The sequence below is a fragment of the Flagellimonas flava genome, from assembly GCF_050617915.1.
GTDB classification, from domain to species: Bacteria; Bacteroidota; Bacteroidia; order Flavobacteriales; family Flavobacteriaceae; genus Flagellimonas; species Flagellimonas flava_A.
In genome coordinates this window covers 48,638-62,512 of the sequence record NZ_JBODQE010000001.1, presented here as the reverse complement: position 1 = coordinate 62,512, position 13,875 = coordinate 48,638, and the positions used below count along the sequence as shown (strand labels likewise).

13 protein-coding genes are annotated in these 13,875 nt (G+C 43.0%); 10 read left to right on the top strand and 3 right to left on the bottom strand.

What is annotated here, in order from left to right; translation table 11 throughout:
* Window positions 1–3 precede the first annotated feature (3 nt).
* The 9 genes from ACRHOZ_RS00270 (at window position 4) to ACRHOZ_RS00230 (ending at window position 9,711) form a co-directional block, all read left to right on the top strand.
* Window positions 4–801 carry an outer membrane lipoprotein-sorting protein gene (locus ACRHOZ_RS00270; protein WP_431121104.1) on the top strand — a complete coding sequence of 266 codons (798 nt, stop codon included), beginning with the start codon at window positions 4–6 and terminating at the stop codon, window positions 799–801.
* 2 nt (window positions 802–803) lie between these two features.
* Window positions 804–2,138: a DUF1302 family protein gene (locus ACRHOZ_RS00265; protein WP_431121102.1), complete on the top strand. Its 1,335-nt coding sequence runs from the start codon at window positions 804–806 to the stop codon at window positions 2,136–2,138.
* A 160-nt stretch (window positions 2,139–2,298) separates the two neighbouring features.
* Window positions 2,299–3,132: an oxidoreductase gene (locus tag ACRHOZ_RS00260; RefSeq protein ID WP_431121100.1), complete on the top strand. Its 834-nt coding sequence runs from the start codon at window positions 2,299–2,301 to the stop codon at window positions 3,130–3,132.
* A gap of 97 nt (window positions 3,133–3,229) precedes the next feature.
* A complete protein-coding gene (locus ACRHOZ_RS00255; protein ID WP_431121098.1) occupies window positions 3,230–4,138 on the top strand; it encodes a helix-turn-helix domain-containing protein in 909 nt (302 codons plus the stop codon).
* A gap of 4 nt (window positions 4,139–4,142) precedes the next feature.
* Entirely contained in the window at window positions 4,143–4,811 is a 669-nt protein-coding gene (locus ACRHOZ_RS00250; RefSeq protein ID WP_431121096.1) for an epimerase, read from the top strand.
* 10 nt (window positions 4,812–4,821) lie between these two features.
* Entirely contained in the window at window positions 4,822–5,955 is a 1,134-nt protein-coding gene (locus ACRHOZ_RS00245; RefSeq protein WP_431121094.1) for an MBL fold metallo-hydrolase, read from the top strand.
* 130 nt (window positions 5,956–6,085) lie between these two features.
* The gene (locus ACRHOZ_RS00240; protein WP_431121092.1) at window positions 6,086–7,990 is read left to right on the top strand and encodes a hypothetical protein; all 1,905 of its coding nucleotides are present in this window, start codon (window positions 6,086–6,088) and stop codon (window positions 7,988–7,990) included.
* 1 nt (window position 7,991) lies between these two features.
* Window positions 7,992–8,813 (top strand): DUF2490 domain-containing protein, encoded by an 822-nt coding sequence (locus ACRHOZ_RS00235; protein ID WP_431121090.1) that lies wholly within the window; start codon window positions 7,992–7,994, stop codon window positions 8,811–8,813.
* Window positions 8,814–8,847: 34 nt separating this feature from the next.
* A complete protein-coding gene (locus tag ACRHOZ_RS00230; RefSeq protein WP_431121088.1) occupies window positions 8,848–9,711 on the top strand; it encodes a hypothetical protein in 864 nt (287 codons plus the stop codon).
* Between the two features lie 88 nt (window positions 9,712–9,799).
* On the opposite strand, the gene ACRHOZ_RS00225 is transcribed toward ACRHOZ_RS00230, so the two are convergent.
* On the bottom strand, window positions 9,800–10,741 hold the full coding sequence (locus ACRHOZ_RS00225; RefSeq protein WP_431121086.1) for a nitrilase family protein: 942 nt from the start codon (window positions 10,739–10,741) through the stop codon (window positions 9,800–9,802).
* A gap of 73 nt (window positions 10,742–10,814) precedes the next feature.
* Window positions 10,815–11,621: an AraC family transcriptional regulator gene (locus ACRHOZ_RS00220; protein ID WP_431121084.1), complete on the bottom strand. Its 807-nt coding sequence runs from the start codon at window positions 11,619–11,621 to the stop codon at window positions 10,815–10,817.
* A gap of 145 nt (window positions 11,622–11,766) precedes the next feature.
* On the opposite strand from ACRHOZ_RS00220, the gene ACRHOZ_RS00215 reads away from it, so the two are divergent.
* A complete protein-coding gene (locus ACRHOZ_RS00215; protein ID WP_431121081.1) occupies window positions 11,767–12,510 on the top strand; it encodes a slipin family protein in 744 nt (247 codons plus the stop codon).
* Here ACRHOZ_RS00215 and ACRHOZ_RS00210 read toward each other — a convergent pair.
* Window positions 12,502–13,869 (bottom strand): hypothetical protein, encoded by a 1,368-nt coding sequence (locus ACRHOZ_RS00210; RefSeq protein ID WP_431121079.1) that lies wholly within the window; start codon window positions 13,867–13,869, stop codon window positions 12,502–12,504. The genes ACRHOZ_RS00215 and ACRHOZ_RS00210 overlap by 9 nt on opposite strands.
* Window positions 13,870–13,875: the final 6 nt, after the last annotated feature.

The window sequence follows — 13,875 nt, the reverse complement described above, 5'->3', positions numbered from 1 at the left end:
ATTATGAAATTCAACACGATAACAATGATGGCCTTTTTGTTGGCTATCGGATTTGTTCAAGGACAGAGTTTACCAGATGGACAGTCCATTGCGGAGAAAACCTTTGCACGGAATGAAGGGAATTCCGTAAAGCGAAAACTAATCATGGAACTTACGGATAAACGCGGTAAGACTCGGGTAAGGGAAACCACAGCGCTCCGAAAATATTTTGGAGAAGAACGTCGCTTGATCATTTTCTATGAAACGCCCACAAGTGTAAAAGGGACGGCTTTTTTGACCTATGATTATCCAGATGCCGAAGTGGACGATGATCAGTGGCTGTACCTTCCCGCGCTTCGAAAAACAAGGAGGATTTCGGCTTCCAACCGAGGGGATTACTTTTTGGGAACCGATTTGACCTACGAGGACATTAAATTGGAAACCAAAATCAGTAGGGACGACTATAATTACAAGACCATAGGTATAGACCAAGTGGATGGGCAAGATTGCTATGTACTTGAAGCGACGCCAAAGGATGAAGCCACCGCCAAGGAATTGGGCTACAGCAAGGGCAAATTCTGGGTGGATGCCAATATATGGATGATGCGTAAGTCCGAGAGTTGGGACATTGCCGGCAATCCATTAAAGACGGTACACGTAACTGATATCAGAAAAGTACAGGGAATTTGGACTTTGCACCGAATTGATGTGCAGAATCACAAGACCAAACACAAAACGGTATTCCGCTTTGAGGATATTGACTACAGCACTGATTTAAGTGATGACTTTTTTACTGAGGAGGCATTGGTTGACGGTCTGTAGCTATGAAAATTTCAAAAATACTTCCGAAGTTGTTCCTGCTGCTTGGCCTATTGGGCTTGGCACAGGAGCAGCCCAGGAAAAAGTTTTGGGACAAGTTGAACCCTAGCTTGGTGGTTGCAACAGAAACCTCTTACGAATTTGATTCTGGTCAATTACAGAAGTCGGAATGGATCATTAAACCAGAGATAACGTATAAATTCAATAGACGCTCTAAGTTGGTATTCCGTGGACAGATGTATAGCGAGTTCATGGATAATCTAGAAGCGGGCATCCCCGATCAGCATACCGTAGGGAATTTTAACCAAAGGTTATTTTTGGACAAGCACACCAATTTGGAGCTTCGGGAACTGTATTACCATACACGCCTTGAAGGTTTGGGTTTAACCTTGGGTAAACAGCAGATAGTCTGGGGCGAGACGGATGGCATTAAATTACTGGATGTGGTGAACCCACAGAATTTTAGGGAGTTTATTCTTGATGATTTTGAGGATAGTCGTATTCCACTTTGGTCGGTAAAGGCCGAGTTCGATATCAAGGATATTGGCGTGCAACTGGTTTGGATACCTGATAACACCTATCATATTACTCAAGATTTTGATGCGCCATTCTTTACCCAAAGTCTGTTTCCAAGCCCTCCAGAAGGCGTGGATTCCCAATTGAACACTCCTAACAAACCTAGACGGTTTTTTATGGATTCCGATTTTGGAGTGAAGCTTACATCATTTACCAAAGGTTGGGACTTGTCTCTGAATTACTTGTATTATTATGATGACCTCCCCGCCTTTTATTCCAACTTTGAGATGGTTGATGGCACTCCTACAGTTTCCATTAATCCAGAATACGAACGGCAACAATTATTGGGTGGGACTTTTAATAAAGTATTTGGTTCTTCAACCTTTCGTGGGGAACTAGCTTACGTATTTGGGCAAAACTTTGTTTCGGATAATCCCAATGCGGTCAGTTGGGTAGAAGAGTCCGATTTCTTTAGAACGGCTTTAGGGGTGGACTTTATTAAAGGCGAGTATGTAGTAAGTGGACAACTATTCAATGAATGGGTGATGGAATCCATTAGTCCCTTTAACCGGGAACGTTGGGAAACCAACCTGACCTTGTTGGGAAGTAGGGAATTTTTGAACGATAGCCTTAAAGCCGAAATATTATGGGTTCACAGTACCAACCATGGCGATGGATATGTGACTCCAAGACTTAGCTATTGGCTCAACACCAATACCCAACTATTGCTAAATGCGCACGCATTTTACGGGAAGGAATCCCAACTCTTTGGGCAGTTTAAGGACCGTAGCAGAATTTCTTTTGGGCTAAAGTGGGGGATATAGGGGGGATATCCCAGTCCAAACCCAAACAAATACCTAGTTGACGAAAATACCACCAGTAATTTGTATACATCATTCTGTAAAATGTATACGTGGCTGGAAAACAGCGCTTTTACTTTTGTCCTGTAATTGGAAAGGAAACCATTTCATTAAAACATATATCATGAAAAAAGTAATTATAGTCACTGGGGCATCATCTGGAATAGGTAAGGCCACGGCCCTACAATTAATTCAGGAAGGGCATACCGTTTATGGTTTGGCCCGCAGGGTGGAAAATATGCAGGATCTGATTGAGGCTGGCGGAAATGCCATATCCATGGACGTTACCCAGCACGATCAGGTAAAGGCAGTAATTGCCAACATCCTAAAAAAAGAAGACCGGGTGGACGTACTGGTCAATAATGCCGGTTTTGCCATTTGGGGAGCGGTGGAAGATGTTTCATACGAAGATGCCAAACGTCAGTTTGAAGTGAACATTTTTGGTTTGGCGGAAGTGACTAAGGCCGTGCTTCCAAGCATGCGAAATCAAAAAAGAGGAACCATTATTAATATAAGCTCCATTGGTGGGAAAATATACAGTCCTCTTGGTGCTTGGTACCATGCCACAAAACACGCCTTGGAAGGTTGGAGCGATTGCCTCCGATTGGAAGTGGAGAAGTTTGGAATTGATGTTGTAATTGTGGAACCTGGCGCCATTAGAACGGAGTTTGGTGATGTGATGAACGATAACTTTTCTCGCTCAAAAAATGGCGCATATTCGGATCTGGCCAATTTGATTACCGCAGCAGTGGAGGAGACCTACAGTCCAGGCAAAAGTTCCTCTCCAGGGGTGATTGCGGAAGTAATATCCAAAGCAGTGAAAGTAAATAAACCCAAAACCAGATACGCAGCTGGAAAAATGGCGGCCCAGACCTTGTTCTTTAGAAAGTGGTTCAGTGATCGTTTCTTTGACAGAACCATTATAAGAATGATGGGCAATGCCGCCAAAAGTGCATAATAAATGTTTGTTTGATTAATGTTTGGTTGAAGCTGTCGCTCGGGCACTGCTCGGGCGGCGGTTTAAAACCCGAGGAAATACGTAATTTAGAAAAGCCATGAATGATATCATCCACATAGAAAGCATTGAAAAAATCCATCAGATCATGGGTTTTCCCAAACCTAAACATCCGCTTGTGTCGGTAGTTTACATGAAGGATTTCCCAAGCAATATGGACTTTGAAGGGTTTCGCTTTTCATCGGAGCTCTATATGGTATCCCTGAAGGACGGGGTTGAAGGATCCATTCAATATGGCAGGAACTCCTATGATTTTTCAGACGGCACCATGATATTTATGAAGCCACAACAAGTCCTTCATGGTACCTCAGAAAATATTTGTGCGGACTCCAAGGGATGGATGCTGTTGTTCCACCCAGATCTGATTCGAAAATCAGAACTTGGGAAGACCATAAGCCAATACTCCTTTTTTGATTACGAGGTCAATGAAGCTTTACATCTTTCCGAAGAAGAACAGCTTATGGTGAGTGATTTAGTGCGGAAAATTGTTTTGGAATACCAGCAGAACATAGATAAGCACAGTCAAAAGCTTATTGTTTCCAACATAGAGTTGTTGTTGAACTATTGCACTAGATATTATGATCGGCAATTTTATGTTCGAACCAACTTAAACCAAGATCATGTAAGCCAATTTGAATCCCTGCTAAAGGAATACTTCAATTCCGGTAAGGCTTCAGAAATAGGGATTCCTTCCGTAAAATACTGCGGGGAGGAGCTTCACATGTCACCGAATTACTTAAGTGATCTGCTTAAAAAGGAAACGGGTAAGAGCGCTAAGGATCATATCCATGGGTTTGTGGTGAACAGGGCCAAGAACCGCTTGCTTGGTTCCACTGATTCCATAAGCGAGATTGCCTATGATCTGGGGTTTGAATATCCGCAACATTTCAGCAAACTTTTCAAGTCAAAAACGGGCATGAGTCCCGCACAATACCGAACGCAGAATTAACAAAATGAAAAAAGTAATAATTACCGGCGCCACTGGCATGGTGGGTAAAGGTGTACTATTGGAATGCCTTGAAGATGAGCGTATTTCCGAAGTTCTGGTCATCAATCGTAACCCACTTGGGTTGTCGCATACAAAACTAAAGGAAATCTTGTTGAAGGATTTCGTGGAATTGGAATCGGTCAAGGATCAATTGATGGGATACCACGCATGTTTTTATTGCATGGGCGTTTCTGTATTGGGATTGAACGAGCAAACATATACCCAGATTACATACGATATCACCAAAAAATTTGCAGATGTGCTTTTTGATTTGAATCCAAATATGGTCTTCAATTATGTTTCAGGTACGGGAACGGATAGTAGCGAAAAAGGCCGCTCCATGTGGGCCAGGGTAAAAGGGAAAACGGAAAACTACATCTTGAATAAAGGATTTAAAGATGCCTACGCTTTTAGGCCAGGAGGCATTATTCCGGAAAAAGGGATTAAATCACGTACGGGATGGTACAATGCGTTTTATGTAATCACAAGACCTTTTTTTCCCTTAATGAAAAAGTCCAAAAACATTACGACCACAACAAAAATTGGGAAGGCCATGATCCACACGCTATTCCATTCCCAAAAAATGAAGCATTTGGAAAATAGAGCTATCAACGCTCTTGTCCAGAACCCTTAATTATAATAAGTTGAAAAAACTAATAAAGATTTTAAAAAGAATGTTGTTATCCATTGGAATACTAATTGCTCTTTTGGTAGTTGCCTATTTGGCTTTTGTCAACTTTTACCCCTCCTTCGGGGGTGACGTATCCGAAGAACGTCAAAAACAATATGCATATTCACCACAGTTTAAGGACGGAACCTTCAAGAATACAAAGGACGTACCCAAAGAAGCTAGTTTTGGTGAGATGCTGTCAATTGCCCGAAAGTTCTTTTTTCAGAAAGTGGAAAACGGAAGACCAGAAATGGAACCGCCATTGCACAAAGTGGATTCCCTTGAAATTGTTTCCCAAACAAGAGGTACGCAGTTGATTTGGTTTGGGCACTCGGCCTTCCTGTTGCAGATGAGTGGCAAAAACATCTTAATAGACCCCATGTTGGGTGCAGTGCCTGCGCCTCATCCTTTGTTGGGTGCCAATCGATTTAACAAAGAACTTCCTATCGCCATAGAAAAACTTCCCAAAATTGATGCGGTTTTGATTTCCCATGATCATTATGATCACTTGGATTACGAATCCATTAAAAAACTGAAGGATAAAGTAGACCGCTTTTACGTTCCCTTGGGTGTTGGGGTGCACTTGGAGGCATGGGGCGTTGCCAAGGACAAGATTGAGGAGTTGGATTGGTGGAAAGAAACTTCCTTGGACGGACTGGATTTTGTTTGTACCCCCGCCCAGCATTTTTCAGGTCGAAAGATGAACAATGGCCAAAGTACCTTATGGGCTTCATGGGTGATTAAGTCAGAGACCGAACGGATTTTCTTTAGCGGGGACAGTGGCTATTCCACCCATTTTAAGGAAATAGGGGAGGCGTACGGCCCCTTCGATTTTGCTATGCTGGAATGTGGGCAATACAACAAAATGTGGCCGGATATCCACATGTTTCCTGAGGAGACCGCCCAGGCAGGAATAGACTTAAGAGCTGCAACCATCATGCCTATTCATTGGGGTGGATTTAAGTTGGCCCTGCATTCGTGGACGGATCCCATTGAACGTGTCACCAAAAAGGCCAAGAGTTTGGGTATTCCGTTGATCGCTCCGGAAATCGGCTCTATGATTGAGCTGGATTTGATCAAAAACCAAGAAGTTAAGCAGTGGTGGTAAAGCAAAACAGCGTGGATTGAATTAAAATCCAAAAGTCGCAATCCAAAGTAGCTTCGCTTCACGTATATAGGGCATCGCGCTTTATGGGATATAGATCGCGAGAACACTAAACAACAAAATACCTATTCGCGTGAAACCAACCGGACAACCAAAATTCTTGGCGGTTTTACTTTTGGGGCTATTGTTTTCTTGGTCAATTCATGCTCAAGAAAAACTGAGGTATACAGGCCCTTTTCAAGTAGCCAGCTTTGTAGGCGAGGTGGACTATACCTATCAAATCATTGATGGGGACACCTTACTCCAAGGTCCTTTTAGTATGAAGCGTTCCAATTTGGACGCCCTTTTGGACCAAAAAGACAAAACCTTCTCTTTTACAGGTGCTTTTGAAAACGGATTTCCCAACGGCCCATGGAATTTCCAGTTTGGAGAATTTGAATCAGACCAAAAAACCGAAGTGGTCGGTTTTCAATATCGGGTCAACGTGGATGGGATCCAGAATCAGGCCCAAGGTGAGATTCAAATGGGAAGACCCGATGGGCTCTGGATTATTTCCGAACAGCAAATTGAGGATTCAGAAGTTAAGGAAACCCTGTTCCGAAGCCAGATAACCTATAATAACGGTGTACCACAACAGAGTTTTAGAATTGAGGGCAAGCAAAGTACCTTGGTAGGTCGCTTTTTAAGGGATGGGCTGGCGCATGATAGCTGGACCTTGTTTGGGGATGAAAGTACAGAGACATGGTCTTTTAGCGAGGGCGTGCTTACCCAAATACGATTGGATGACACCACGATAGCTGTTTTCCGAGGTCCGTTCAAGGCGGCCAGAACCATTAATCTGGATAAGCGGTTCTCCAAAATTTTAAAGCTTCAATTGGAAAGGGAGCAAGCTGAAGGATTAAGGGATGGAATCAACAAACTCCTGGCGGAAAATGCTGCGCACTATAAAAAATTGGATGATATCCTATCACAATTGGGCAAGTCCCAATTTTTGCCCATGTTTAAGGTAAAGGTTCCCTACTTTCCCTTGGATTCCTTGGAAAGAAATGGACTTGGGGCTATCCAAAAAGAGTATGGACATTCTTCCAAAGTAGCTAAGGGGTTATTGGAAAACACCCAGCTGAATTTGTTAAGGCGTTCGGATAACGAAGCCCAATTCTTGTATTCGGCAGTGGAAAAAATCAAGGCATCTTTCTTAGATCCACTGGATAAGGTTGTTCACTTTAGTGAGTTGGGAATCTTGGATTATTTGGATCGGGATTTACTTGCACAGCGTTTGTTTCCAAATGGCAAACCTTCAACAACAATTGTCATAGACGAATCAGAAAGAACTTTTGAAGGCCCTAATGCCAATGACTTCAATTTTGAGGGCGAGGAGATGCAAGCTTTAGCTCAAATGTCATCTTATACCAAAGTCAGTTTGGACCAAATTGCCACCATTCTGTACGAAAAAGTAAAGAACGAGCAGCAGCAACAGGAATTTGTGGCCTTGGAAGAGCAGATGATAGCCAAAATCAATAGCTTAAACCAAATGGTGGATTCGCTGGATACTTCTGGAACCTATGGAACCGCCATTCTGCATATAAAGACAATTGCGGAGAACAAGTTAAATGCTTACTCAAGTTCAGCAGCTACCGAAGGAAGGTTGGAAGAAGCCAAGCAATTGGTCCCCTGTCTGGAAACCCTTAAAAATTTATCCCAAAATTTGGCGGCTCTTCCCGCTAGGGAATTGGAAATTCAGGAAACCTACAAAGATGCTGTTTGGAATCCTTTCATGGCCAATTTGATGGAGGAGGAAGTAAAGAAAAGAATCACTTCGGCCTATAGAAATGTCTTGATTCCATTCTTGGTGAATGAAGCCAACGGTGAACTGAATTGCACCAAGGCCAACAACCTGAATCAGCTGTTAACCGAGCTGCATAAACGGATGTTGGAGCTAAGGGAAGAAGACACCCATAAATTGGAACGTAAACTTCGCAAAGAAAAGAACCCGAATACCATTTTGGAATTGTTCAACCTTCAACCTCTGGAAAACTAGCATGAAGTACTTTAGCAAACACTCCGGATGGGTTGTGGCGTTCATGTTGATAAGTTTCAACATACAGGCCCAGGATGAGCAGGTGTTACCTGCTGAATCCAAGTATAAGGACCCTTCAACCAAGGTTTGGTTCAATACCTATGGTAACATTCGAATCTCAAAACGGTTATTCTGGGATGCCCAGACGCATTTCCGTTTTGAGGAAACCGAGGACACTCCCTTTATAGGTCAGATAGGACAGATTTATAACCGACACGCCATTGGATACATCTACTCCAAAAAGGTGAATTTTAGCTTGGGTGGGGTGCTTAGGGTCAACTTCAATACGGATGAGGATTCCGATGATCGCCCTGTGGTTCCTGAATTCAGGATTTGGCACCAGTACCAATTTGCCATGCCGCTCTATAGTTCCATGATTTATCATAGGTTAAGAATAGAGCACCGCTGGACCCAGGACTTTGCCGAAAACAGCGAATACATATTTAGAAACCGTTGGCGTTATATGTTTCGGGCCAAAATCCCATTGAACAACTATAAGTTGGAACCGAAAACCCTATACGTTTCCCCAGAGGCAGAGCTTATTATGCAAAGTGGCAAGGCTGTAGTGGCCAGTCCCATGGAAGACCTGCGTTTGACCACCACATTGGGCTACATTTTGACCCCACGTTTGACCATTGCAGGTGGACTGATGTACTCTCAAGGGCAGACCCTTGATAATGGGGGAATCTACAAGCAAAGTTGGACCATGCGATTCCATGTCTACTTCTCACCGGATATCAGAAAAGTAAAAAATAAGCTTCCGGAGATCCATTTTGACGATTAGCAACGTATATGTTAGGAAGTCATTCAAATCCATCATGAAAAAAAGACTAAATCAACTCACCTACATCCTTTTTGGCCTTACCTTTTTGTTAGGAGGTTTTTATTTTCTGAAAACCAAGAATCTGCAGGAGCAATTGACCATTAAAAACCAGGAGATTGAGGAATTGGCAAATGCTACGGAGATTGATGAGCCCAACTTATCCGAGATTGATGCCATGATCATAGATGGGGATGACTATTCCCAAGCCTTAGAGGCCTATCAAGAAAAGTACGATGAGCATCTATTGGCCGAAGAGGCAGAATTGAAATTGCGAATCGCTTTGACGCAGAAAATGATGGCACTTAAAGCACAGCCCAAGCAGAATGACGAAGTATTGGATTTACAGCATCAATTGGATTCGTTGACTACAATTCTTGAATCAGCACCAAAGGAGATTCACCAATATGACTCCCTTAATTTTGCTTTGGAAAAGTCCAAGGTTCAAATTGCGCGTATGCAAAAGCAATTACGCAGAAAGTCATCTGGGGAGTATCTTACGTTCACCAATAGTAAGGGAAGTTTAATGCACTACGTTGGTCAAGTCAAAGATGGCAAAGCCAATGGCTATGGCGTAGCCATTCTGAACACGGGCAGCCGTTACGTAGGCGAATGGAAGGATAATCAGCGTCACGGTGACGGAGCATTTTACTGGGCAGATGGACAGCATTACACAGGATCCTACGTGAATGACAAGCGCTCGGGAGAAGGAACCTACCACTGGCCCAATGGAGAAAAGTTTGTCGGTCTTTGGAAAGACGATGAACGCATGGGTGAAGGGGCTTTCTACGGTAAAAAAGGTGATATTGTGGCCAGCGGCGTTTGGGAAAATGACGAGTTGGTCGTAACCAACAAACCTTAAGAGTTTGCTCTAAACATCTTGCAGTTTTCCTTTAATAGGAAATAGTAATCACAACAGTTTAAAAATTTAAATGTAGGCTAGTGATTTTTCATTTTAGCCATACAGGACTTGTTTCGGATTCATGGGGTTGACCAATGATATCCCGATAAAGTTCTGGCCTACGTGCATTTTTATACCTCCAACCGCCAGAGAGCTGGATTTTATCTTTGGTGATTCGGGCTACTGTGATATCATCTTCAAAGGATTTAATTTCTGATAACACCTCGCCGTACGGATCCAAAATCATGGAATTGCCATTTTTTAAATGTTCACCATCGTATCCAATGGGATTTGAAAACGCATAATACACTCCATTGTCATATGCCCTGGCCGGAAGCCATCGCATTAACCAAGCGCGACCCTTGGGCCCGTCAAATTCTGCCTGCAAGGTTTCGGGGGCCTTATGTCTATTTTGCCACAATCTATCATCCACATAGCCACGCCCGGGCATATTGGAGGGTGTACAGCAGGTGACATGTGGCGCAAAAATCAGTTCGGCGCCCAAAAGGCTTGTGGCCCTCACATTTTCAATCACGTTGTTGTCATAACAAATCAGAATCCCGAATTTCCATCCCTTGAGATCAAAAACACAGTATTCCCCGCCTGCGGCCATATGTTTGCTTATAAAAGGATGTAGTTTTCTATACCTCGAAACAATACCGTTTTTGGTAACGCAGATATAGGTGTTGAAAATGCTGTCCGATGTCTTTTCAACCAAACCAGCTAGAATGGGAATGTCAAAATCACTGGCAATCTTGATGAGTTCCAAAGTAGAAGGCCCATTGGGAACTTCTTCTGCCAGCTCGAACATTTTTTCTCGAGAAAGATCTTTGGTGAACGTATAGGCCGTAATACACATTTCATGGAAGCTAATGATATCGGCTCCTTTGGATTTTGCCTTTTCGGTAAGCTTTCGAATCCGAGATAAATTATATGCTTTGTCCCCATCTTTAGGCTGAAATTGTGCAACGGCAAGGTTTAGGTCTTTCATTGTACTGAATTGTTTAAACCGTAAAATTAGATTGCTAGCCCAACCCAAAATTGTACGGACCCGACAAAAAATACTAAGGCAGGGAAACAAGATTCGTTGCCAAACGATTCGTTTTGGCAATATAATCTTTGGGGGTTAGGGAGGTAAAATCCTTAAAATCCCGTATGGAATGGGATTGGTCATAATAGCCAGCTGTTAATCCTATGGAAGTAAGTGTGGCGTAATCTGATTCTAGGTTCAAGAAACCCAAAAAGTTATGAAATCGAACTATCCGAAGGTACTCCCTGGGAGGTATCCCCAGATACTTTTTAAAAGCCCGCTGCAAGCTTCTTTCGGTATATTGGTAGCCTTTGGACAGTTGCCCAACTTTGGATTGCCCCCTTGCATTTAGAATAGATTTTACGACTTCTGAAAATCGATAGTCCATGGGGTGGAGGCTTTTTTGGATGTAGCGCAGAAAATAAGAATCCAACAAGTCTATCTGCTGTTCGGACTTGTAACAGGACTCCAATTGCTCTTGAAGTGTGGCAATTAACGCATCCAATACGAAGGTTCCGTTTATGGTTTCCTGGCCCAATTCATAAGAGGGGATTCCAGTTAGCTGATAAAGTCCAGTGGGCTGGAATACCACTATGATTACCGAAAAATCCCCGAGCACAGCAAAGTTCTTGTTCGTTTTTATGCCTCCAACAATAAAAGGGCCTGCTTGATTTTGAGATGCACCTTGGGTAAGTGCGGTTTCCCTCAATCTAAAGACCAAATGGGCATTCCCATCAGTAAAAAAGCGAAGCTGTTGCAAACCTTCGGGACCCTGGACTCCATCAATAAAAAGGTAATGCTTGATTACTCGGGCCAGATGTTTGGATGGTGCTACTTGCATGCTATCGCAAAGTTAAAATAAACATTCAAGTGGAATATATTGTTTTGTGATTGATATTCAGTAGTTTGGGTTTTATTCTACAGCATTTTTTCGTAACTTATAGAGGGATTTTCCAGCAGGGTCCATAAATCAAAAACAGCGAAAAATGAACTTGCCTTTCTTCTTCAGTATTGTGTTGGGTGTTTTTCTCTTAGCAGGCATACGGATTGTCTTTGAGTACAAGCGCGCCCTAAAATTTCGTTTTGGGAAATATGTAAAAACCCTACAACCTGGTTTCCGATGGATTATTCCCTTGGTTGAAACCATTCAGGTGGTAGATATACGTGTAATTACCATCAATATAGCCTCCCAAGAGGTGATGACGGAAGACAACGTGCCCTCGAGCATTGATGGGGTGGTGTTTTTTAAGATCAACAATCCGGAAAAAGCCGTGCTGGAGGTAGAGGAGTACGATTTTGCGATTACCCAACTTTCGCAGGCAGCGCTAAGGGATGTTTGCGGAAAGGTAGAGTTGGATACCATTTTGTCCAAACGAGAGGAAATGGGGAAAAACATCAAGAATATTGTGGAAACGGAAACCCATCATTGGGGCATTGAAATCATCGATGTTAAAATTAAGGACATCCAGCTTCCCGAAAACATGAAACGCATGATGGCCAACCAAGCAGAGGCCGAGCGTTCGCGTAGGGCGCGGATTATTTTGGCCGAAGCTGAGGAACAGGCAGCTGCCAAACTATTGGAGGCAGGATTACAAATAGATCGCTCGCCATCTGCCATCAAATTGAGATTGTATCAAACCCTCTCCAATATCGCAGCAGAGAAAAATTCGACCATTCTATTCCCTTTTCCAGAAGAGGTACTGCCCAGACAGACGGGACATTCAGAGTAGATCAAGCTGAATACTGCCATGGATGTCCTGAAGCTGGCTATTGATCACTTCCCCAAGACCCAAGAATCGATACCTAACACCAACAACCCGTCCAATGCTTTGGTTATAGCTTCCAGTGAAAAGGGATGTGTCTTCCTCAAAAATCTCGACCTGCTTATCCTTGACCTGAATTTTTATATCACGTGGTTGGGACAGATCAAGCCCCAATCCAGAAAGGTCATGTTCCTTTCCACTTAGGTATACATCGTTCATCATCACACCCAATTCTGAACTACATCCAGGTATGGAAAAAGAAAACACCATCGCACCCTTGGTTCCCAATACTATCACATAGCTTTTTTGACATACGGCCCATTTATCCCGATATACATTTTGGAGGGAAGACCTAAGAATAAAATTATCTCCAGAAATCGAATCAAAATCCTGGACCAAATGGTAGGTGGTGTTTATGGGTTGTTCATTTTTGCTTACCTCCTTGTGAATGACTTTGGGAAGCGAGAGTTTTCCATCATTTATTTTCTCAGCTGGCATATACTTGGGAATGGGTTGGTAATCCAAAGTGCCCAACCACCCTTCAGATTTGATGAAGAGATCGTGCTGTTTAATGGGTTTGCCATCCACCAAGAGTTTGGCCCTAAAATAGCCTGGAGAATAGTATTGACCCGTGGCTTGGGTCTGTCCCGGTTTAAGACTTATGGTTTTGGTAGGGTCCCAATACTGTTGAATATGGATGCTGTCTGAATCGATATCGCCCAAATCCAAATCGAAAACCACGGAGTTGGGAAGTCCTTTGGCTATGGGTTTGCTTTTAAACACAATGGATTCTGGATCAAAGGAAGTGTTATCGCTACTGGTTCCTTTTAAGGAGAAAAACGAGATAAAGATCACCGTCATGACTGAGGCACTCAGCATGATCACTCCAAGATTGGCATTGACAACCTTTAGCAACGGATGTTTTGTTTTGAGTGGTGCCGCACCCTTAAAATCCCGCCAATTTTCAAATCCTGCAAACTGGGCCAAAGTGTTCAATGTTGTTTTGCTGGGAGCACTTTGGTAATCTATTCGGCCCCAAACCCGCTTTAAAGTAACCGGACTCAATAGTACCTTGGTTCGTTGTTGAATACGCTCACTGAGCTCAATAAACACATCGCTATGCCAACCTTGGGAAGGGCCCCAACCTAGGCTTTCCTCAATTTGCAGCAAACATTTCCGCACCAATTTTTCTTCCGGATACATGATTGGGATTTGTGGTGTAAAGATCACAAAAAAATCGCTGCCTGAACCGGAATGAATGAACTTGAACCAACTTGTTTTTGGATTTCGGTACGCATAAAGGAGCTTTGGAACATCAAAAAACATTCAGTC

What these genes read in the sequence shown, in the direction of transcription:
- ACRHOZ_RS00265 (WP_431121102.1), top strand. Translation starts at nt 804, where the DNA reads ATGAAAATTTCAAAAATACTTCCGAAGTTGTTCCTGCTGCTTGGCCTA.
- ACRHOZ_RS00215 (WP_431121081.1), top strand. Translation starts at nt 11,767, where the DNA reads ATGAACTTGCCTTTCTTCTTCAGTATTGTGTTGGGTGTTTTTCTCTTA.
- ACRHOZ_RS00250 (WP_431121096.1), top strand. Translation starts at nt 4,143, where the DNA reads ATGAAAAAAGTAATAATTACCGGCGCCACTGGCATGGTGGGTAAAGGT.
- ACRHOZ_RS00230 (WP_431121088.1), top strand. Translation starts at nt 8,848, where the DNA reads ATGAAAAAAAGACTAAATCAACTCACCTACATCCTTTTTGGCCTTACC.
- ACRHOZ_RS00235 (WP_431121090.1), top strand. Translation starts at nt 7,992, where the DNA reads ATGAAGTACTTTAGCAAACACTCCGGATGGGTTGTGGCGTTCATGTTG.
- ACRHOZ_RS00210 (WP_431121079.1), bottom strand. Translation starts at nt 13,869, where the DNA reads ATGTTTTTTGATGTTCCAAAGCTCCTTTATGCGTACCGAAATCCAAAA.
- ACRHOZ_RS00220 (WP_431121084.1), bottom strand. Translation starts at nt 11,621, where the DNA reads ATGCAAGTAGCACCATCCAAACATCTGGCCCGAGTAATCAAGCATTAC.
- ACRHOZ_RS00255 (WP_431121098.1), top strand. Translation starts at nt 3,230, where the DNA reads ATGAATGATATCATCCACATAGAAAGCATTGAAAAAATCCATCAGATC.
- ACRHOZ_RS00270 (WP_431121104.1), top strand. Translation starts at nt 4, where the DNA reads ATGAAATTCAACACGATAACAATGATGGCCTTTTTGTTGGCTATCGGA.
- ACRHOZ_RS00260 (WP_431121100.1), top strand. Translation starts at nt 2,299, where the DNA reads ATGAAAAAAGTAATTATAGTCACTGGGGCATCATCTGGAATAGGTAAG.
- ACRHOZ_RS00225 (WP_431121086.1), bottom strand. Translation starts at nt 10,741, where the DNA reads ATGAAAGACCTAAACCTTGCCGTTGCACAATTTCAGCCTAAAGATGGG.